Origin of the sequence: Rhizobium sp. X9 (genome assembly GCF_018873185.1) — a bacterium.
GTDB lineage: Bacteria > Pseudomonadota > Alphaproteobacteria > Rhizobiales > Rhizobiaceae > Agrobacterium > Agrobacterium oryzihabitans.
In genome coordinates, this window is the sequence record NZ_CP071311.1 from 1,601,612 (window position 1) to 1,621,046 (window position 19,435).

Annotated in this window: 19 protein-coding genes and 3 tRNA genes; 8 read left to right on the forward strand and 14 right to left on the reverse strand. The window is 59.1% G+C overall.

Going from position 1 to position 19,435, the window contains the following annotated elements; genetic code table 11:
* Positions 1–86: 86 nt before the first annotated feature.
* The 7 genes from glmU to pcsA form a co-directional block, all read right to left on the reverse strand.
* Positions 87–1,448: a bifunctional UDP-N-acetylglucosamine diphosphorylase/glucosamine-1-phosphate N-acetyltransferase GlmU gene (glmU, locus tag JZY08_RS07855; protein ID WP_216329862.1), complete on the reverse strand. Its 1,362-nt coding sequence runs from the start codon at positions 1,446–1,448 to the stop codon at positions 87–89.
* 206 nt (positions 1,449–1,654) lie between these two features.
* The gene (locus JZY08_RS07860; protein ID WP_082184399.1) at positions 1,655–2,392 is read right to left on the reverse strand and encodes a FadR/GntR family transcriptional regulator; all 738 of its coding nucleotides are present in this window, start codon (positions 2,390–2,392) and stop codon (positions 1,655–1,657) included.
* A 311-nt stretch (positions 2,393–2,703) separates the two neighbouring features.
* Positions 2,704–3,777: a BMP family ABC transporter substrate-binding protein gene (locus JZY08_RS07865; RefSeq protein ID WP_216329863.1), complete on the reverse strand. Its 1,074-nt coding sequence runs from the start codon at positions 3,775–3,777 to the stop codon at positions 2,704–2,706.
* Between the two features lie 35 nt (positions 3,778–3,812).
* Entirely contained in the window at positions 3,813–4,733 is a 921-nt protein-coding gene (locus JZY08_RS07870) for an ABC transporter permease (protein WP_035222932.1), read from the reverse strand.
* Positions 4,733–5,824: an ABC transporter permease gene (locus tag JZY08_RS07875; RefSeq protein ID WP_216329864.1), complete on the reverse strand. Its 1,092-nt coding sequence runs from the start codon at positions 5,822–5,824 to the stop codon at positions 4,733–4,735. Before JZY08_RS07875 ends, JZY08_RS07870 begins: the two co-directional genes overlap by 1 nt.
* Positions 5,814–7,370, reverse strand: a complete 1,557-nt coding sequence (locus JZY08_RS07880) for an ABC transporter ATP-binding protein (RefSeq protein ID WP_216331528.1) — start codon at positions 7,368–7,370, stop codon at positions 5,814–5,816. The genes JZY08_RS07875 and JZY08_RS07880 overlap by 11 nt, the downstream gene beginning before the upstream one ends.
* Before the next feature lie 351 nt (positions 7,371–7,721).
* Entirely contained in the window at positions 7,722–8,447 is a 726-nt protein-coding gene (gene pcsA / locus JZY08_RS07885; RefSeq protein ID WP_082184713.1) for a phosphatidylcholine synthase, read from the reverse strand.
* Positions 8,448–8,656: 209 nt separating this feature from the next.
* Here pcsA and JZY08_RS07890 point away from each other — a divergent pair, with 209 nt between their 5' ends.
* Positions 8,657–9,865 (forward strand): UbiH/UbiF family hydroxylase, encoded by a 1,209-nt coding sequence (locus JZY08_RS07890; protein ID WP_216329865.1) that lies wholly within the window; start codon positions 8,657–8,659, stop codon positions 9,863–9,865.
* On the opposite strand, the gene JZY08_RS07895 is transcribed toward JZY08_RS07890, so the two are convergent.
* Both JZY08_RS07895 and JZY08_RS07900 read right to left on the reverse strand, forming a co-directional pair.
* Positions 9,849–10,787: an AEC family transporter gene (locus JZY08_RS07895; RefSeq protein WP_216329866.1), complete on the reverse strand. Its 939-nt coding sequence runs from the start codon at positions 10,785–10,787 to the stop codon at positions 9,849–9,851. The two genes, JZY08_RS07890 and JZY08_RS07895, sit on opposite strands and share 17 nt — an antisense overlap.
* A gap of 34 nt (positions 10,788–10,821) precedes the next feature.
* Positions 10,822–11,568 (reverse strand): cytochrome c biogenesis CcdA family protein, encoded by a 747-nt coding sequence (locus JZY08_RS07900; protein WP_142172670.1) that lies wholly within the window; start codon positions 11,566–11,568, stop codon positions 10,822–10,824.
* 285 nt (positions 11,569–11,853) lie between these two features.
* On the opposite strand from JZY08_RS07900, the gene JZY08_RS07905 reads away from it, so the two are divergent.
* Positions 11,854–11,929, forward strand: a tRNA-Lys gene (locus JZY08_RS07905).
* Positions 11,930–12,112: 183 nt separating this feature from the next.
* On the opposite strand, the gene JZY08_RS07910 is transcribed toward JZY08_RS07905, so the two are convergent.
* From JZY08_RS07910 to JZY08_RS07920, 3 genes are all read right to left on the reverse strand, one after another.
* On the reverse strand, positions 12,113–12,856 hold the full coding sequence (locus JZY08_RS07910) for a glycosyltransferase family 25 protein (protein ID WP_216329867.1): 744 nt from the start codon (positions 12,854–12,856) through the stop codon (positions 12,113–12,115).
* A gap of 128 nt (positions 12,857–12,984) precedes the next feature.
* Positions 12,985–14,229 carry a YcbK family protein gene (locus JZY08_RS07915; RefSeq protein ID WP_216329868.1) on the reverse strand — a complete coding sequence of 415 codons (1,245 nt, stop codon included), beginning with the start codon at positions 14,227–14,229 and terminating at the stop codon, positions 12,985–12,987.
* Positions 14,230–14,386: 157 nt separating this feature from the next.
* Entirely contained in the window at positions 14,387–14,827 is a 441-nt protein-coding gene (locus tag JZY08_RS07920; RefSeq protein ID WP_035242411.1) for a VOC family protein, read from the reverse strand.
* 192 nt (positions 14,828–15,019) lie between these two features.
* Between JZY08_RS07920 and JZY08_RS07925 the strand changes: the two genes are divergently transcribed.
* Together JZY08_RS07925 and JZY08_RS07930 are read left to right on the forward strand one after the other, a co-directional pair.
* On the forward strand, positions 15,020–15,598 hold the full coding sequence (locus tag JZY08_RS07925; protein WP_035242409.1) for a cold-shock protein: 579 nt from the start codon (positions 15,020–15,022) through the stop codon (positions 15,596–15,598).
* Positions 15,598–16,080: a DUF192 domain-containing protein gene (locus JZY08_RS07930; protein ID WP_216329869.1), complete on the forward strand. Its 483-nt coding sequence runs from the start codon at positions 15,598–15,600 to the stop codon at positions 16,078–16,080. Before JZY08_RS07925 ends, JZY08_RS07930 begins: the two co-directional genes overlap by 1 nt.
* A 59-nt stretch (positions 16,081–16,139) precedes the next feature.
* Here JZY08_RS07930 and JZY08_RS07935 read toward each other — a convergent pair whose 3' ends face one another.
* Positions 16,140–16,388, reverse strand: a complete 249-nt coding sequence (locus tag JZY08_RS07935; RefSeq protein WP_003495474.1) for a BON domain-containing protein — start codon at positions 16,386–16,388, stop codon at positions 16,140–16,142.
* A gap of 213 nt (positions 16,389–16,601) precedes the next feature.
* On the opposite strand from JZY08_RS07935, the gene JZY08_RS07940 reads away from it, so the two are divergent.
* Together JZY08_RS07940 and JZY08_RS07945 are read left to right on the forward strand one after the other, a co-directional pair.
* Positions 16,602–16,871 (forward strand): DUF982 domain-containing protein, encoded by a 270-nt coding sequence (locus tag JZY08_RS07940; protein ID WP_035242407.1) that lies wholly within the window; start codon positions 16,602–16,604, stop codon positions 16,869–16,871.
* A gap of 215 nt (positions 16,872–17,086) precedes the next feature.
* Positions 17,087–18,229, forward strand: coding sequence for a ceramide glucosyltransferase (locus JZY08_RS07945; RefSeq protein WP_216329870.1), 1,143 nt, complete (start codon positions 17,087–17,089; stop codon positions 18,227–18,229).
* 55 nt (positions 18,230–18,284) lie between these two features.
* On the opposite strand, the gene JZY08_RS07950 is transcribed toward JZY08_RS07945, so the two are convergent.
* Positions 18,285–18,361: transfer RNA gene (locus JZY08_RS07950), tRNA-Pro, on the reverse strand.
* 267 nt (positions 18,362–18,628) lie between these two features.
* Here JZY08_RS07950 and JZY08_RS07955 point away from each other — a divergent pair.
* Positions 18,629–18,934: an ETC complex I subunit gene (locus JZY08_RS07955; protein WP_003495468.1), complete on the forward strand. Its 306-nt coding sequence runs from the start codon at positions 18,629–18,631 to the stop codon at positions 18,932–18,934.
* 42 nt (positions 18,935–18,976) lie between these two features.
* A tRNA-Arg gene (locus JZY08_RS07960) sits at positions 18,977–19,053 on the forward strand.
* Positions 19,054–19,435: the final 382 nt, after the last annotated feature.

The following is a 19,435-nucleotide window of genomic DNA, read 5'->3' on the forward strand; positions in this document are numbered from 1 at the left end:
CGATCTCTTCGCCGAAACTACTAATCGTTTCCCTGAAATCGGCAATTACGCCGCCGGTCACTTTCGGTATCTCTCGGTAACGTCTTTCAAGAGGACTTTTTCTTCGCTTCCTTCAGCGCTTTCGCCCGATCGCGCACGACGGTTGCGCGGCCCGGCTTGACCTCCTGCCGCGCGCGTCCGAAAGCGAGCGCATCAGCGGGAACGTCATCGGTAATCACGCTGCCCGAGGCGATATAGGCACCGTCGCCAATGGTGACGGGAGCGACCAGCGATGAGTTAGAGCCGATGAAGCTATTGGCCCCAATCCGCGTTTCGAACTTGTTGTAACCGTCATAATTGCAGGTGATGGTGCCAGCACCGATATTGCTGCCTGCGCCGATGAAGGCATCGCCGATATAGGTCAAATGGTTGACCTTGGCGCCCTCGCCGATTTCCGCCTTCTTGACCTCGCAGAAATTACCGACCTTGGCATTGGCGTGCAGATTGGCGCCGGGGCGCAATCGCGCATAGGGTCCGACTGCCGCACCCTCGGCCACATAGGCCCCTTCCAGATGCGAAAACGCATGGATGACGGCACCGGGCTCGATCGTCACGCCGGGACCAATAACGACATTGGGCTCGATCAGCACGTCCTGACCGATCTTGGTGTCGAAGGACAGGAACACGGTCTCAGGCGCAATCATCGAAACGCCATCGACCATCAATTCGTGGCGGCGGCGCTGCTGCCAGCGGCTTTCGATCAAGGCGAGTTCGGCGCGGTTGTTGCAGCCGATCAGCTCGGTTTCCGGCGCATCGATGGCAACGGCACGGCGGCCGAGCGAGCGGGCGATTTCAACGATGTCGGTAAGATAATATTCGCCCTTCACATTGCTGTTGCCGATCCGGTCGAGCAAGTCCAGCGCATTGCGTCCGTTGACGGCCATCAACCCACTGTTACACCAGGTGACCTTGCGCTCCTCGTCGGTGGCATCCTTTTCCTCGCGGATCGCCACCAGCTCGCCATTCTCGACCAGCAGCCGGCCATAACCCGTGGGGCGCTCGGTATGGAAACCGATCACGGCGACATCGGCACCGGCGGCAATCGCCTCCCGCGCCCTGTCAAGCGTTGCGGATGTGATGAGCGGCACGTCACCATAGGCGACGATCAGGTCGTCGAAGCCGCGCTCGATCGCCTCGCGTGCGGCAAGAACCGCATGGCCCGTACCCTTGCGTTCCTTCTGCAGGAAAGCTTCGACCTGAACACCCTTGAGACCGGCGGCTGCGGCAACATTGTCTGCATCGCGCCCGACCACCAGCGCCACTGCGCCGACGCCCGCTCCAGCCACCGCCTCCACCACATGCCCGATCATCGGACGTCCGGCGACCGTATGAAGCACCTTGGATTTCGAAGACTTCATGCGCGTGCTGTCGCCCGCTGCGAGAATAACGGCTAGAGAGCTACGCTCCATAAGACCTCCAACACCCTGTCACGGCCAAAGAACGACCGCGACAGTGGCAATGTTTGACTTTACGCCGGCCGCTTTAACGGACAGGCGTATCGGTGATTTCTTTCCGGCATTGCTATAATGGCGCCCCACTTAAGAAACCATGCAAATCTCCACCAAATTTCCACGCAGATTTTCATCAAACGTGATCAGCGGCGGGCCGGCATGATCTATCGGCGGGGGTTGCGGGCGGTGAATTCCAGTATTTGCTGACGGCCGTTTTCAATCAGCCTTTCCATCTCGCGTCGGGCGGTGGTGTCGTCACGCAGGCGAAACGCTTCGACCAGTCGCAGGTGAGAGGCAGACACGTCGGAAATCTCGTTGGGGTCGGCTTCCGGGTTGCTCATCCGGAAAATGCCTGCGAGAGCCGCCTTTATCAGCGAACCGACAGTGCGCATGAAAGGGTTGCCGGACATTTCGGTGATGAGGACATGGAAGTTCATATCCGCAAGCGCGCGCTTTTCCTTCGAATACGCCGTATTGCCCATCTCGTTGGCGTAAGCGGCGAGCTTTGCGATATCCGCATCTTTTGCCCTGACAGCCGCAAGCCCCGCGCCATAGGGTTCGAAAGCCTGGCGGATATCATAGAGATGCAAAAGGAATTCATCGCTGACACCCGCCTCGAAGTGCCAGAGCAGCACCTCGCTGTCGAACATGTTCCAGCTTTCGCGCTCCGTCACCCGGGTGCCGATACGCGCCTTGGGAGAAATCATGCCCTTGGCCGTCAGCGTCTTCATCGCTTCGCGCAGAACCGTGCGGGATACTTTCAGCCGCTCCATTAGCTCGGCGTCGCCCGGCAGGATGTCACCCGTCTTGAAAACGCCGGACACGATATCGAGACCGAGCTTGTGAACGACCTGTGCATGATTTGTCCGCAACTTTCGAAAACCGATCGCCGCATCGAGCATTCCGCGCTGCAAATGTCATGTCCTTCCGTTCGGCCGGCGATCTCAAAAATCGCGCCAGACGTGTGTATCTCAAGTCAGACTATAGTGAAAAACATCAAGTCGCATGAAAAGCAAAGGCAAACTTCGTTCGCGGCGTAAAACACATGAAAATAACAAAGGCCGCGCATGAATGTCACGCGCGGCCAGAATGTGAACGATGAGTAGCCTCTCCCACGTCATCCTTGCCCTTGAGGCGAAGATCCATAGGCCGTCGAAGGCAGGGATCCTCGGGTCAAGCCCGAGGATGACGTTGAGTTTGGCGAAATCACCGATTACTGCGGCAGCTTGTCGTCCACGCCTGCAACGTAGAAGTTGAGGCCGAGAAGAACCTTGTCTTCAGCCTTTTCACCGGCCTTCAGCCATTCCGAACCGTCCTGCTTCTTCACCGGGCCGGTGAATGGATGCAGCTCGCCCGACTTGATCTTGGCTTCGGTATCCTCCGCCATCTTCTTCACATCATCCGGCATGTTGGTATAGGGCGCCATGGTCAGGATGCCATCCTTCAGGCCGTCCCAGACGGATTCGGACTTCCAGGTACCATCGAGAAGAGCCTGCGTGCGCTTGATGTAATAGGCGCCCCAGGTGTCCTTGATGGCGGTCAGCTGCGTCTGCGGGCCGGCCGCGATCATGTCGGAGGCCTGGCCGAAGGCCTTGATGCCGCGTTCCGCTGCAACCTGCATCGGCGCTGTCGTATCGGTGTGCTGCGTCAGGATGTCGACGCCCTGGTCGATCAGCGCCTTGGCGGCATCGGCTTCCTTGCCGGGGTCGAACCAGGTGTTGGCCCAGACGACCTTGACCTTGAACTCCGGATTGACCGACTGCGCGCCGAGAACGAAGGCGTCGATGCCCATCACCACTTCCGGGATCGGGAAGGAAGCGATGTAGCCGGCGAGACCTTTCTGCGACATCTTCGCTGCAATCTGGCCCTGAATGTAACGGCCTTCATAGAAGCGCGAATTGTAGGTCGCGACATTTTCGGCGGTCTTGAAGCCGGTGGCATGCTCGAACTTCACCTTGGGGAACTTCTGGGCGACCTTCACGGTCGCATCCATGAAGCCGAAGGAGGTGGTGAAGACCAGTTCGCAGCCCGAGCGGGCCATGCGCTCGATGGCGCGTTCGGCATCCGGGCCTTCCGGAACGCTTTCAAGAAAAGGCGTTTCGATCTTGTCGCCGAAATGCGCCTGCAGTTCCTGGCGGCCAATATCATGCGCCTGCGTCCAGCCGCCGTCGGTCTTTGAACCGACATAGATGAAGCAGACCTTCTTGGCGTCGGCGGCCTCAGCCGAGGAAACGACGCCGCCGAGAGCCGCAACGGAAGCGGCGAGTGCGATGACCAGTTTTTTCATTTTTACCCCTGTTGGTTTGGAGACTTAAGACTTCTTCACCTGTCCGGCACGAAGGATTTGCCCAGCGATGCCGGCGTGTTGATCAAGGTCGTGCGGCGATTATGCGAGATGATGACGAGCACGACAATAGTTGCAAGGTAAGGTAGTGCCGAAAGCAGTTGCGACGGGACGCCGATGCCGAAGGCCTGCGCGTGCAATTGCCCGATCGTGACGGCGCCGAACAGATAGCCGCCCGCCAGCAGGCGCCAGGGACGCCAGGAGGCGAAGACGACGAGCGCCAGCGCAATCCAGCCGCGCCCGGCCGACATGTTTTCCACCCATTGCGGTGTGTAGACAAGCGAGAGCTGCGCGCCGGCGAGACCCGCGCAGGCGCCACCGAACATGACAGCCAGATACCGCGTGCGGATGACATTGATGCCGAGCGCATGGGCGGAACCATGATTGTCGCCGATCGCACGAATCTTGAGACCCGTGCGGCTTTTGAACAGAAACCAGCTGATACCGGCAACGAGCGCAATGGACATGTAGAAGATCAGGTCCTGCCGGAACAGCAAGGGGCCGAAGAAGGGAATCTCGGACAGAACCGGAAAGACGATGGGCTGCAGCTTGACACCCGGCAGGCCGACGAAGCTTTCGCCCAGCATGCCGGAAACACCAAGACCGAGAATGGTAAGCGCAAGGCCCGTCGCCACCTGGTTGGTCACCAGCGTCAGTGTAAGGAAGCCGAACAGCAGCGAAAAAACCGCGCCGGAAGCGATGCCGGCCAGAATGCCGAGATAGGGAGACCCCGTCATATGGGCGGTCGCAAAAGCGCAGACCGCGCCCATGATCATCATGCCCTCGACACCGAGATTGAGGACGCCGGAGCGCTCCGCCACGAGCTCGCCGGAGGCGGCAAGCACGAGCGGTGTCGCGGCGGTGATGACGGTGAGAAGAATGGCCTGAAGCATATCCATCATGCCGCTCCTTCTTTGTGATGCGCCTTGCCGGTGAAGACGACCCTGATGCGATAGAAGATCAGCGTGTCACAGGAGAGCACGAAGAACAGCATCAGCCCCTGAAACACGCGCGTCACCTTGTCCGAGACGCCAATCGAAAGCTGCGCCGCCTCGCCGCCCAGATAGGTCAGCGCCAGCACCAGCCCGGAAAGGATGATGCCGAGCGGATTGAGACGACCGAGAAAGGCGACGATGATAGCGGTAAAGCCGTAACCCGGCGAAATGCTGGGCTGGAGATGGCCAATGGAACCGGAAGCCTCAGATATGCCCGCAAGCCCCGCCAGCGCACCGGAGAGCAGCAGCGAAAACCACACCATGCGGCTTGATGAGAAACCGGCAAAACGCCCTGCCCGCGCCGACTGGCCGAGCACGGTAACCTCGAAGCCTTTCAGCATGTAGCGCATCATGAACCACAGCGCGATGGCCGCAACGATGGCGAAAACGAAACCCCAGTGCGCCCGGCCCGAGGCCAGCATTTCCGGCAGAACGGCGCTGTCGTTGAAGGGCTTGGTCTGCGGGAAGTTATAGCCGCCCGGATCACGCCAGATGCCGCGCGTCAGCCAGTCGAGAAAAAGCTGCGCGACATAGACCAGCATCAGGCTGACGAGGATTTCATTGGTGTTGAACTTCGTCTTCAACAGCGCCGGAATACCGGCATAAAGCGCGCCGCCGATGGCGCCCATCACCATCATCAGCGGCAGGATGAGCGGCGAATGCCAGTCGGGATAAAGAACCGGCAGGATGGAACCGGTGATCGCGCCGATGGTGAACTGCCCTTCCGCGCCGATGTTCCAGTTATTGGAGCGATAACAGATCGACAGGCCGACGCCGATCAGGATCAGCGGCGCGGCCTTGATCGCCAGCTCATGCAGCGACCAGACCTCCAGAAGCGGCTCGACGAAAAAGGCGTAAAGCGCGTCCAGCGGGTTCTTGCCGAGCATGGCGAACATGACAGCGCCGACGAGCAGCGTCAGCGTGAGCGCCAGAAGCGGCGAAAGAAGAGTGAATAACTTTGAGACCCCTGCCCGTTTTTCAAGCTCAATGCGCATGCTGGGCGGCTCCCGAATGTGTGTGGATGCCGCCCATCAGCAGGCCGATCTTTTCAAGCGTCATGTCTTCCACGGGATGGGTCTCTGACAGCTTCCCGTCGGAAATGACAGCGATATTGGTGGCGACCTCGAATATTTCATCGAGATCCTGGCTGATGACGATGACCGCCGAGCCCGCCTTGGCGAGATCGACAAGCGCCTGGCGAATTCGGCTCGCCGCACCAGCATCCACACCCCAGGTCGGCTGGTTGACCACCAGCACGGCAGGCTGACGGTCAAGCTCTCGCCCAACAATGAATTTTTGCAGATTGCCGCCCGACAGCGACCCCGCCAGCGGATCGGCCCCGCTCTTGCGCACATCCATGGTTTCCGAGATGCGCCGCGCCGCCGCCTTGATGGTCGAGCCACGGATGATGCGCAGGAAACCGCCGGTCAGAAACGCCTTCCGATCAGAACGCGCCCGCGCCAGCAACAGATTATCGGAAAGGCTCATGCCGGGAACGGCGGCGTGGCCATGGCGCTCTTCCGGCACAAAACCCGCGCCCATCAGCCGGCGGCCATTGATGCCGATGCGGCCGACCGGCTTGCCGCGCAGATGGATCGCATCATTATTATAGACCGGATATTCGCCGGAAAGCGCATCGAACAGCTCGCCCTGGCCGTTTCCGGCCACACCGGCAATCGCCAGCACTTCTCCGGCGCGCACATTCATCGAAATCGATTTCAGCGCCACGGCAAAGGGCGTGCGTGGCGCAACCGAAAGCCCCATGACCTCGATCTGCGGTTGCCCGAGCGCGGCTCCCGTCGGCCGCGAAACGCTCGCAACATCGCTGCCGACCATCATACGCGCCAGAGATGCAGGCGTTTCCCTGCGTGGATCGCAGGCGCCCGTCACCTTGCCGTGGCGTAGGACGGTGGCGCGGTCGCAGATACGCTGTACCTCTTCCAGACGGTGGCTGATATAAAGCACCGAACGGCCTTCGGCCTTCAGCTTTGCCAGCGTCTCGAACAGCTTGTCGGCCTCCTGCGGTGTCAACACCGAAGTCGGCTCATCGAGAATGATGAGACGCGGGTTCTGCAACAGCGCGCGCACGATTTCGATGCGCTGGCGCTCGCCGACCGAAAGATCGGCCACATGCGCATAAGGGTCGAGCGGCAGGCCATAGGCGCGCGACAGCGTTTCCGCTTCCCTGGCGATTTCCTTCAGTGAAATTTTCGGGTCCAGCGACAGGGCGATATTTTCAGCAACCGTCAGCGCCTCGAACAGGGAAAAGTGCTGGAAAACCATGCCGATACCGAGCCGGCGGGCTTCGCTTGGCGAGCCGATTGAAACCGGCTGGCCCTGCCAGATGATATCGCCCTCGGTGGGCGAAAGGACGCCGAACAGCATCTTGACAAGCGTGGACTTGCCCGCGCCGTTTTCACCCAGAAGCGCGTGGATTTCGCCCGGCGCTATATCGAGATCGATGCCGTTGCAGGCGGCGAAATTGCCGAACAGCTTTGTCAGCTTGCGAACGGACAGGAGAGGCACGGCCTCCGGCGCCAAATTTCCAGTCACTGGTCCCTCTCTCACCGGCAGCTCATGCTTTCTTTGAAGCACTTCACCAGCTGCGGTTATTGTTCCCAATCACGGGGCAATGCGTATGCAATGCTGCGCGACCATGATGTATTGATAACTGTTTTGCTGCTGCGCACAACTGAAAAACACGTTGCTTAAATGCAATTTGCACAAGCAATAAACGGCACCGCATCCCTTTCCCAATAGCAGCGTCGAAATCTCTACCGTGTCACCCTCGGGCTTGACCCGAGGATCCATAACCCGTTGAAATCATGGATTCTCGGGTCAAGCCCGAGAATGACGTCGAGTGTGCAGAACCGCTCCGAAACGCCATGCATACTACTTCGCGCCGAGCGAGGGGAAAAACTGCAATATTCCACCGATGCAGTAAAGATAGATACCGCTTGCCACGAATGCGATCACCGCCCACATGGGGGTTTCGAAATGCATCAGCAGCGCATAGCCGCCAAGCGCGCACCAGATGAAGACGACAAACAGATTGAGCGGCCGCAGGCGCTTCACCCGCACTGGATGCAGGAAATTGATCGGCAGGAATGTCAGGAAAACCGAAACGGTAACCACGGTCATGGCCGTGGTGGCGCTGGCATCCATGACGAAGAGCGTGAACACCACCATGTTCCACACCACTGGAAAGCCGGAGAAGAAATATTCATCCGTCTTCATGCCCATATCGGCATAATAGATGGCGCTCGATACCACTATCATGCCCGCCGCGACGAAGGATAGCGGCTCGCCGATCATGCCGCTCTGGTAAAGCGCAAAGGCGGGCAAAAGCACATAGGTCACGTAGTCGATGATATTGTCGAGCGTATCGCCCGACCAGTTGGGCAGAACTTCCTTCACCCGCACCTTGCGGGCGATGGGCCCGTCGATACCATCCACCAGAAGCGCAAGCCCCAGCCACCAGAACATGTCGACAAATCGGTGTTCGGCGGCGGCGACGACGCCGAGAAAGGCCAGAAACGAACCGGAAGCCGTAAGCATATGGACGGAAAAGGCGCGGATTTCCGCGTAGGGAACACGCTTGTAGTTGAAAATTTTCATGGTCAGCGTCTGCGCCCCGCTTTTCATCCGCCCTGTTCATTCCGGTATGCGGCCATTCACCACGCTTTGCAACCGGCTCAATCCGCTTATCCTAAGACTAATATAGCGGCACAACCAACGAATCTTCGTGACTGAATGTTCCGGCCCCGAAGTGGATTTGCCCGCGCAAAGACACTATGATGTTCTGGAAATAACAACGGATCAGGACCATGAGACACTTCGATATCGCCATCACAGGTGCGGGGCTTGCGGGCCAGATCGCGGCCATCGCGCTGGCGCGGGCGGGCCGCCACGTGGCGCTCATTGCACCTTCCAGCGACAGGAAGGACCAGCGCACCACGGCGCTGATGGACCAGTCCATCCGTTTCATGGACCGTCTCGGCCTCTGGTCACGCATCGCACCTTCGGCCGCACGCCTTTCCACCATGCAGATAATTGACGGCACCGAGCGCCTGCTGCGCGCACCGACCGTACAGTTCCGCTCCTCCGAAATCGGGCTCGATGCCTTCGGCTGGAACATTCCCAATGAGGCGCTGCTCGGCGTGCTTGGTGAGGCTGTCGAACAGGAACACAATATTACCCGCCTCGACACCACCGCCGAGACGATCGACATCGGCAGCGACCGCGTCTCCGTGACGCTTGCAGACGGCGAAACGCTCTCGGCCGATTTCCTCATCGGCGCGGATGGCAGGAAGTCGATGGTGCGGGATGCGGCCGGCATCGGGGTCAAATCCTGGTCCTATCCGCAGACGGCCATTGTTTTGAACTTCGGTCATAGCCGGGCGCATGGCAATGTCTCGACGGAATTCCACACCCCCACCGGCCCTTTCACCCAGGTTCCCCTGCCCGGCAACCGCTCCAGCCTCGTCTGGGTCGTCACCCCGCAACAGGCGGAGGAACTGACGGCATTGCCGCTGGAGGCGCTCAGCCTGCGGATCGAGGAGCGCATGCAATCCATGCTGGGCGCTGTTACCGTAGAGGACAGCGTGCAGGCATGGCCGCTTTCTTCCATGACGGCACATCGCTTCGGCAAGGGCCGCGTCGCCCTGATCGGTGAGGCCGCGCATAGTTTCCCGCCCATCGGCGCGCAGGGTTTGAACCTCAGCCTGCGCGACATCATTTCGCTGACGGAACTGCTCGGTGCCGTCTCCGACCGCCCCATTGCCGCTGACGCCGGCAGCAGCTTTGACCGCAGGCGGCGGGCGGATGTCTACAGCCGCACGCTGAGCGTCGACCTTCTGAACCGCTCTCTGCTTTCCGATCTTCTGCCGGTGCAGATGGCGCGCGCGGCTGGCCTGCATGTCCTTTCCGGCATCGGCACGCTCAGAAGCATGGTGATGCGCGAAGGCATCGAGCCGGGACGCGGGCTGAAGGCCCTGCCCTCGCTGCTGTTCGGTAGCTTCAAAAAGGCTGGATGAAATAGACCACGCCCGTCAGCGTGAGGACCGACAACACCGTTGAGATGAGGATGGTCGCCGACGCCCTCTCCTGCCAGACATGATATTGCTGGCCGATGACGAACACATTCGTCGCAGTCGGCAGCGCTGCCAACAGCACGGCGGAATAGATCCACACCGGCTCGAAACGCCCGAGCGACGAGAGCAGGAGATAAGCCGCAAGCGGATGCAGGATCAGCTTGGCCGGCACGATATAGCTGATTTCCACCGGCACCCGTTTCATCGGCCGAAGCGCCAGCGTCACGCCCATGGCAAACAGAGCGCAGGGCGCCGCCGATTGCGCCAGATAATCCACCAGCCGCTGCACCGCCTCCGGCGGCTGCCATGACAGCGAGGCAGCGAGGAAGCCTGCTATCACCGACACGATGAAGGGATGGGTAATGACCTTGCTCGCCACATCCAGTGCAAGCTTCGCCGGGGAGCGCTTGTCACCGCCCGCAACCGCCATCATCGCCGGAGCGACAATGAAATGGGCAGCGTTTTCCAGACAGACGATCAGCGCCACCGGCACCGCCGCCTTTTCGCCGAGCGCCAGCAGCGCAAGACCCGGCCCCATATAGCCGATATTGCCATAGCTCGCCGCGAAACTCTGGATGGTGGTTTCTGCGAGGCTGTTCTTTCGCACGAACCGGCCGATCAGGAATACAGCCAAGAAAATGCCATAGGTGCAGGCAAGGCTTGCGGCAACGAAATCCATGCGCGCCAGCTCTTCCACCGGCGTTTTAGACACCAGCTTGAAAAACAGCGCCGGAAGCGCCGCATAGATGATGAATGTATTCAGCCAGCCCATCGCCTCAACGGGCTGTTTCGTGATGCGCGCCGCGCCGTAACCGATGAAGATCAGGCCGAAAAACGGCAAAAGCAATCCGACGATATCGGCCACGGTCTTTCCCCTGCCTCTAAAATACGCGGGAGGCTTAGCCGATTTTCATCAGGATCGGAAAGGTCTCCTGGAACCAGATCGCCACATTGGTGATGAAACCGGACATGAAAGCGATACCGGTGAGCACCAGCAACACGCCCATCAGCTTTTCCACGAGGCCAAGATGGCGGCGGAAGCGCACGAGGAAACGCATGAAGGAACCGGAAAAAGCAGCCGCGATCCAGAACGGCACGGCAAGGCCAAGCGAATAGACGGCAAGCAGCGCCGCACCGTCGCCAACCGTGTCGCGCGAAGCGGCAACACCGAGGATCGCACCCAGAACCGGACCGATGCAGGGCGTCCAGCCGAAAGCGAAGGCAAGGCCCATGACATAGGCTCCGGAAAGCGTGGCCGGCTTGCCCGCCCCCTGAAACCGCGCTTCGCGCGAAAACACGCCGATGCGGAAAACACCGAGAAAATTCAGGCCCATCAGGATGATGATGAAACCGCCGATCTTGGCGAGAATATCGAGATTCTGACGCAAAAGCGTGCCGATCGTCGAGGCGCCGGCACCCAGCGCCACAAACACCGTGGCAAAACCGAGCGTGAAAAAGAAAGCCGAAACCAGCACCGCCTTGCGCACCTCGGGCCGGGGCGCCGCATCCTCTGTCTTGAACTGCTCGACAGAAATACCCGCCATGTAACACAGGTAAGGCGGCACCAGCGGCAGGACGCAGGGCGACAGGAAAGACAAGGCACCGGCCAGAAGCGCGCTGAACAGGGAAATATCGGCAATCGACAAGAAAGAACTCCGGATCCCGCAAAGCCCGCCGCGATTCGTAAAAGATTCGCCGGCACTTCACGCTTTCATTTTCGCACATGTCATTGCCGTAAAACGATTTCACCCGTTTGCCCGACATGTCTGAGCCGCTTTTATCCCCAGCCGCCCCCTGTCTCCAATCACCTTTTCGGGGGTGCGACAAAAAAAACCGGATTGATTGTAGAAAGCGCTTTTTTTGGGTTGACCGAACGGATCGCTCTACCTATGTTCCGCGCACTTCCGAAGGGCAACCAAGCCCCGACACGGGAGAGCGTAGCTCAGCCGGTAGAGCAACTGACTTTTAATCAGTAGGTCCAGGGTTCGAATCCCTGCGCTCTCACCACCTCAAGCATATATTTTTCAATAGCTTATGAATTGCCATCAGTAACTGATGACAGCAGCCGGCAGAAAATCGAAAAGCCGATTCCCGCTTTCCTGGGGCATAACACAGCCCCTTCTCAACATCGGGTTCGGAAAATCGATATCCCGAGCGAGCCGTTATCAGACAGCCCGCAAACGACCACCGCTAAAGATAAGCATAAACATATCGCGCAATATTGTCGTAAAAACTCGACAGATAAGCCGGCACCCGCTTGAACCGGGCAAACTTGCTGCCGCGATATTCGGCACGCGTGCCGACCAGCGTGTCCGGGTCGCCAAAGGGCAGGAAATCCTTGTCAGTCACATAAACGCGCGTGCCATAGCCCCAGCCGCATTCCAGCGCCCGGTCAAAGGGCAGCGTCATTACCCTTGCAGCTTTCAGGAAACGTTCAGCGCCGCCGCGTGAGATGATGTAGCAGGCCGAGGATCCCTGCGGGCCGAAAATGCAGCGCCCGAACGTGTCTCCGAGAGCGCTGGTCTTCCTGCCCTTGAAGCCGCTGCGGCGGTGGTTGGTCAGCTTCACGATCGCGTTTTCCGGCATGATCGCAGCCATGGCTTTGACCCGTTCGGAAAAGTCCGGGGTAAAGGCAACGTCGTCCTCGACGATCACAGCAACCGGTGCGTCACTCGCCAGAAAAATCTCCAGCGCCTTGATGTGGCTGGCATAGCAGCCATATTCGCCAGGCAAGGCATGGCGGCCGTTGCGCAGCTCGAAGCCGCGTTGGTTGAAGTCCGTCCACTCGGCAGGAGGAATGGTCTTGCCGTCGACACCCTCGACCGGCCGCAAATCAAGACCGAGACCGGAAGCGCCGTCCAGCATCTTGTCGAGCCGTGCACGCGCCCTGGCAATGGAGATGATATAGACGGGAAAGGTGGAGATCGGCAGCATTTACAGGACACCATGCGCATGGAGACAGGGAACCGTCTCCTACAGCATGGCGTGCCGCACGTCCATTCGCACTCAGACTGGATGGATTTCAGGCGCGAACGCTCCGGATTTTGCAGTCACGCCGGAGATTATTTCCGCGCAGCGGTGCGGCGGCAGCGCCAGTTCCAGTCTCTCGGTTCACCCGTATCCATGTGCACCGATTCGGTATGGCAATAGGTGCCGACGCCACCGCGCTCCGGCAGGGAACGCAGATAGGTTGCAAGCTCCCATTTGGAGACGCCCTTGATCTGAATGTCGGCGGCATCGCAGGTATAATGCTTGGAACCCTGCCTTATGCCCTTTGGCGGGCGATAACCCGAGGTAACAATGGCCGGGCTGTTGTAATGACGCTCGACATCCTTGATCATCCGAACCAGCTCCGGCTTGAAACAACCGACTTCAACGTGATCCGTCTGCAGGAAAAGCCCGTTCGGCGAAACGCGGGTGAGGCCGGAGAGCGAAGCAAGCTTCATCAGGCCGGTCGGTTGATCATCCTCGTCTTCGAGATGCGCGTCATCGAATTCATCGGACATCATCGAGCGGCCCGAAAGCGCAATGCCCATCGTCCTGTCCGCAGCGCCGGGCAGCGCCGCAACCTGCGTGTTCTCGGCGGAACCGCTTTCAATCATTTTCGGCAGGCGCTTCTTGGCCGCGCCGGCGAAAAACGCCGCAAGCGTCACGCCCTTGCCCTCGCCTTCCTGCCCACTTTCGCCAGCCGGCTGTGCGGCAGCCACCGCAGCAAGTTGCTCAGACGCCGTCTGCGGCACGGGAACTGCCTGGCGGTTTTCACTGTGCTGTTCCGCTGGCAGCTGCGCCGCTGCCGGCACCTGAACCGGCGCTGCAACGGGCTGGGGCTGTGCCGCCTGCACCGGTGCCGAATAGACGCTGCTGACGGCGGGGATGATTTTCTGCGATGGCGCGCCGGGCGTGCCAACCGTACCGGATGCGCCCGCCGCCGCAACGGAAGGTGCTGTGGAATAGATGCTGGATGTCCCGGCGGAAATCGCAGTCGGCTGCGTTGTAAGCCCGCCAATATCGGCAGCAGCACCATAACCCTGGGCCGGACCGGCCGCAGCCTGCTGCTGGGCCGGACCTGCTGCGCCGGCCGCCGATGCCACGGCAGGATCGACATAATGCCCCTGCTGCGCGCCCGCCGCCGGAGTGGCGGCGGCCGTCTGCGGCTTCTGCTGTGCGGCAATCTCCGGCTTCTTGTTATTGGCGACCATCTCGTCGTCAGTCATGGCCGAAACGCATCCGGAAAGCCCGAGCAGCGAAACGGCAATGACAAGACGCTGACAGGAAACGCGTCCTTTCGCGCCATCTGCAGCTTTCATGGGTGGCCTCCGTATCTTGCATTTACAACAGCAGCACGGGAACGGAATCGTCTGCTTTCCCCAAAACGGGATTGGCCGTTTCGATTCGCGGACTATGCCTCATCCGATTGTGACAAGGCAAGAGCGCCCGAAACCGCTGCTGTTGGCGGGAAAATCCCTACCAGGAACCGGTATTCTGCATAGATATCCACGGTTCGGCTGGTGCGAGGCTTTCGCCCTTCTGAAGAATTTCGAAGGAAATACCATCGGGGGAACGGACAAAAGCCATGTGACCGTCACGCGGCGGCCGGTTGATCACGACGCCATTTTGCTGAAGCCGCGCACAGAAGTCGTAAATATTGTCGACCTCATAGGCCAGGTGCCCGAAATTGCGGCCACCGGTGTAATCCTCGGTATCCCAATTGTAGGTGAGCTCAAGCGAAGGCGCTTTTTTTTCTCGTGCGGCAGCAATGTCGTCGCGCGCCGCAAGAAACACCAGAGTGAATCGGCCTTTTTCGTTTTCGATTCGGCGTATTTCCTCGAGACCAAGCAGGTCGCAATAGAATTTCATTGATTCGCCAAGGTCTTTGACGCGAACCATTGTGTGCAGATACCGCATTTTCTTCCTCTCCAATACACGGGTCCGGTGCCGTTAAACGCATCATGGCAAGCCCCGGACAAGGACCGCGACATAAAAGCAGCTACGCAAATCAAAAACTAGGGCTTGCGTGGAACCGTTACCAAGATGTTAATCTGGTAAACAGGAATCAGTTGACCGGTGTATGGCGCGTAATCGAGGGGTTGGCAGGATATGGCTGATAGGATGTCATCGAAAACGATAGTCGATGTCGAGGACCTTTCGGGCGATGCCGTGGACCTGGTCGAGATCACCGGCGTCGTGAAATGGTTCGACGTCGCCAAGGGCTTCGGCTTCATCGTGCCCGATAACGGCATTCAGGACGTGCTGCTGCATGTCTCCTGCCTGCGCCGCGACGGATACCAGACCATTCTCGAAGGAACCCGCATCGTCGCCCTCATCCAGCGGCGCGACCGGGGCTTTCAGGCTTTCCGCATCCTGTCGATGGATCAGTCGACTGCCGTTCACCCCTCGCAGCTGCCGCCGGTGCGCACCCATGTGCAGGTCACACCCTCGAGCGGGCTTGAGCGCGCCATCGTCAAGTGGTTCAACCGCACCAAGGGTTTCGGCTTCCTGACGCGTGGCGAAGGAACCGAAGATATTTTCGTGCATATGGAAACGCTGCGTCGTTTCGGCCTGACGGAACTGCGCCCCGGCCAGGTGGTGCTGGTGCGTTATGGTGATGGCGACAAGGGTTTGATGGCGGCGGAAATCCATCCCGACAACCCCGCCCCGATCGGGATGTCCCACTGATGACCGCCTTGTTTCGCACAGTGATGAAGAGCGCCGTTCTGGCGCTTCTTTTTTTCACCTTCGCAGGCGTCGCCCAGGCTCAGCAGCAGAATTTCACATCCGAGCCGCTGACGATCGAAAGCGCCGCCGGGAAAAGCCATGACTTCGTTGCGGAACTTGCCCTCAACAACGCCCAGCGCGAACAGGGGCTGATGTTTCGCAAATCAATGCCGCTTGAAAACGGCATGCTGTTCGATTTTGGCCAGGAGCGGGAGGTGGCAATGTGGATGAGGAATACCCTTATTCCACTCGATATGCTGTTCATCGCCCGGGATGGCCGAATCACCCATATCCACGAAAACGCGGTTCCCCATTCGGAAGCGATCATCAGCTCCCGCGGAGTGGTAAAATTTGTGCTTGAACTGAATGGCGGCACTGCGAAGCGTTATGGCATCAAGCCGGGCGACATGGTGCGCAGTGCTCAGATCGGCAACCAGAAATAACATTGCCGCGTTATGGTGTCTGAAAAAGCCGGACGACGTTTCGCCCGGCTTGCAGAATATCAGTATACCGGCTCGATATGGCTCAAAATCCGGCAATTGGAGATGGAGGCGGCAAGGTTGATGGCAATATCGATCGCCTCGACCGAATCGGCCGTGCCTTCCAGATAGATCACGTCGTTTTCGACGATTGCGGAAATACGCGACTTCTCAAGTCCCGTTTCGAAGGCCAGGGCAGAGGTGATCGCCTGACATACGCCAGCCATGCGGTCTCCGAAGAAGCTTTCCTGAATGCCTGACAAATTGAACATATGCGTTCTCCTTCTTATGGACATTACAACGCGCCAATAGCGGTTTTGTTCATCTCCGGTTCATCATTTCGTTCATCTTCCATTCATCTTGGAAAATTGGAACCCCCTGACCGATCACATTTTAGGTGATCGGGAACCATTTCGTGAGGCGGGCATTTCGCGCATGGGAGAGAGAACAGCCTGAAAGGGACATGAAACAGGGAGGAGAATGACATGCTGATAAACAGAACGGAGCCGTGTCACCACGCCTCGTGGATGAAGCCGGTAGCGATCCATCTGCCACTTTGCGTGGCCGTGGAGATTTACAGCCCTCTGGTGGCGCTGGACATGCTGATGTACCGCTGGCCCGAGGAACATGGCCCGGAATATGAGGAAGCGCGCAGGAACTGCCTCGATGCGATCGCCGGAAAATGCGATATCGAAAAAGCGCGGGAATCGTTTCTCGTCGCAAGCAGTCACGCGCATATCCTGAACATCCACTAAGGTTCGTTAGCTGCGATGATGACTTTGCCCTTCTTCACGAAGGGCTTTTCTTTGCCGCCGGACCGGTGCTGCGGCGCCGTTTCCCGCACCGCGCACCCTGCCCGCCTGCCGATGATGACATGTAACTGTCACTCAAACGTTATAATCGGCAGGAACGAATTCCATGGAATCGATTGGCGCAAATCGCCGAAAGCTTGGGAGTGGAACTGGCCAGCATGGAAACTGTTTTTGCCCTTTGCGCAATTCTGCTCCTCGCCTTCAATCTTCTCGGGATTGTTCTCGCCGGCTGGCGCCTGACAAGACGGGACACGGAAAACGCACTTGTTCGGCAAAAACCGCCGGTCTCGCTGGTAGTGCCGCTGCGTGGCGTGGAAAACTTCACACCGTTGACACTCTCGCGCGCCTTTGAGCTCGACTGGCCGGATTACGAACTGCTGTTCTGCGTTGCCGACGAACTCGATCCCGTGATCGAGGAAGTGCGCAAAGCCAGCGCCGTCTCGCCAGCGGTTTCAGCGCAATTGCTCATCGGTGATGACCGCATCAGCGCCAATCCGAAACTGAACAATTGCGTGAAAGGCTGGCGCGCCGCCCGCCACGAATGGGTCATTCTGGCCGATTCGAACGTGCTGATGCCGCCATCCTATATCGCGACCATGATGTCAGCCTGGCGGCCGGATAGCGGGCTTGTCTGCTCGCCGCCGCTCGGCTCCCGCCCGACGGGCTTCTGGGCCCATGTCGAGTGCGCTTTCCTCAACGGCTCACAGGGCCGCTGGCAATATGCGGCCGAAGCAATCGGCATGGGTTTTGCGCAGGGCAAATCGATGTTGTGGAACAAGCCGTTCCTGGAAGAGCATGGCGGAATTCGCGCGCTTGCCGCTGAAATCGCCGAGGACGCCGCCTCGACGAAGCTGGTCAGAAATGCCGGCCGCAGCGTGCACCTGGTCTCCGCCCCCTTTGAACAGCCGCTCGGCCAGCGTCATGCCGGCGAGATCTGGTCGCGGCAGACCCGCTGGGCGCGACTGCGGCGCGTGACCTTCCCGCAATATTTCGCCCCGGAAATCCTCACCGGCGCGCTGCCCCCGCTCCTCTTCGCGCTCGCCGCCGCCCTTGCCGCGGACGCCGATCTTAGCGTCACCGCCATCGCCGTTCTCACCATCATGTACGGCCCGGAGCTGGCGCTCACAGCACTCAACCGGTGGCCGGTCTCTCTTTATACCCTGCCGGCCATGATCGCGCGCGACGTGATCATGCCCTTTGTCTGGGCGCGCAGCTGGATCGGCAGCGCGGTCGCATGGCGCGGCAATGTCATGACGATCGGCACAGCCGAGAGCACTTTGGCCGGACCATCAGCGGACTGAACGGAAGCTTTTCTTTTAAGGAGGTTACGCCGACAAGCGGATATATTGCTTTAAATGGTCGGAGTGGAGAGATTCGAACTCCCGACCCTCTGGTCCCAAACCAGATGCGCTACCAGACTGCGCTACACTCCGCCGAGGCGATGGCTGGGGAATACACGGTTCACCCAAACTCCGCAACAGGGAAATTCATCTTTGTTCAGCCCATTCTCTCCATCGCTCAAAAGCGCCTTGGCGCCACGGGGCAGCAAAGCGATGGCAAGGGATAATCGTCTTGACTCTCACATGAAGTCGGTCCATTTCAAATTTCAGCGTTCCTGACACGATTTGGTTATTCTATTCAGGTACGTGAAGAGTAATCTGGGGTGTTGCGCCCCACCGCCCAACCGGAGCAGTTTCGACATGTCTGCGAAGATTTACCGCCCTGCAAAAACCGCCATGCAATCCGGCAAGGCGAAAACCAATGTCTGGGTTCTGGAATTCGACGCCGAAGTTCCGCGCAAGATCGATCCGATCATGGGATACACGTCCACCTCCGACATGAAGCAGCAGGTCAAGCTGACATTCGAGACGCAGGAACAGGCCGAAGCCTATGCGCAGCGCAAGGGCATCGAATACCGCGTCATCCAGCCGAAGGAAGCGACCCGCAAGGTGGTTTCCTATACCGACAATTTCCGTTTCAACCGCACCCAGCCCTGGACGCACTGAAACAAGACGACTTTAGACCGGAGCATCCCTGCCCGGCATGACGGCCCCTTAGCTCAACTGGATAGAGCAACTGCCTTCTAAGCAGTAGGTCGCAGGTTCGAGTCCTGCAGGGGTCGCCACCTTCCCTTGAAAAAACTGATGAGAAAGTCTGCTCGGATATCTGGTGATTTCGCGGGTTTGGTTTGTCCCTGTGCTGGTTAATCGGGGCAACTCGCGGCATTTGATTTGGGCATCTTCGATTTTTCCTACTTATAGTGATTTCGCGTCGTAGCGCGAGACCTCGAGCGTGAGGCCTTCAATGACGCCTGTGCGAGGAAAAATGACATACACCCGGAGATCATGTTTGACGCGCCGATGGGATTGCCTGCACTTCGTCAGGTCTACGTCGGCTCGTGAAAACCTGACAAATAGCTTCTGGTTCGCTCACTAGACCAGTGGCCGACCGCGCGAGTCGGCCGCCGGGAAAAACTCGGCGACATAGACTGACTAGCCCTTGGGTGT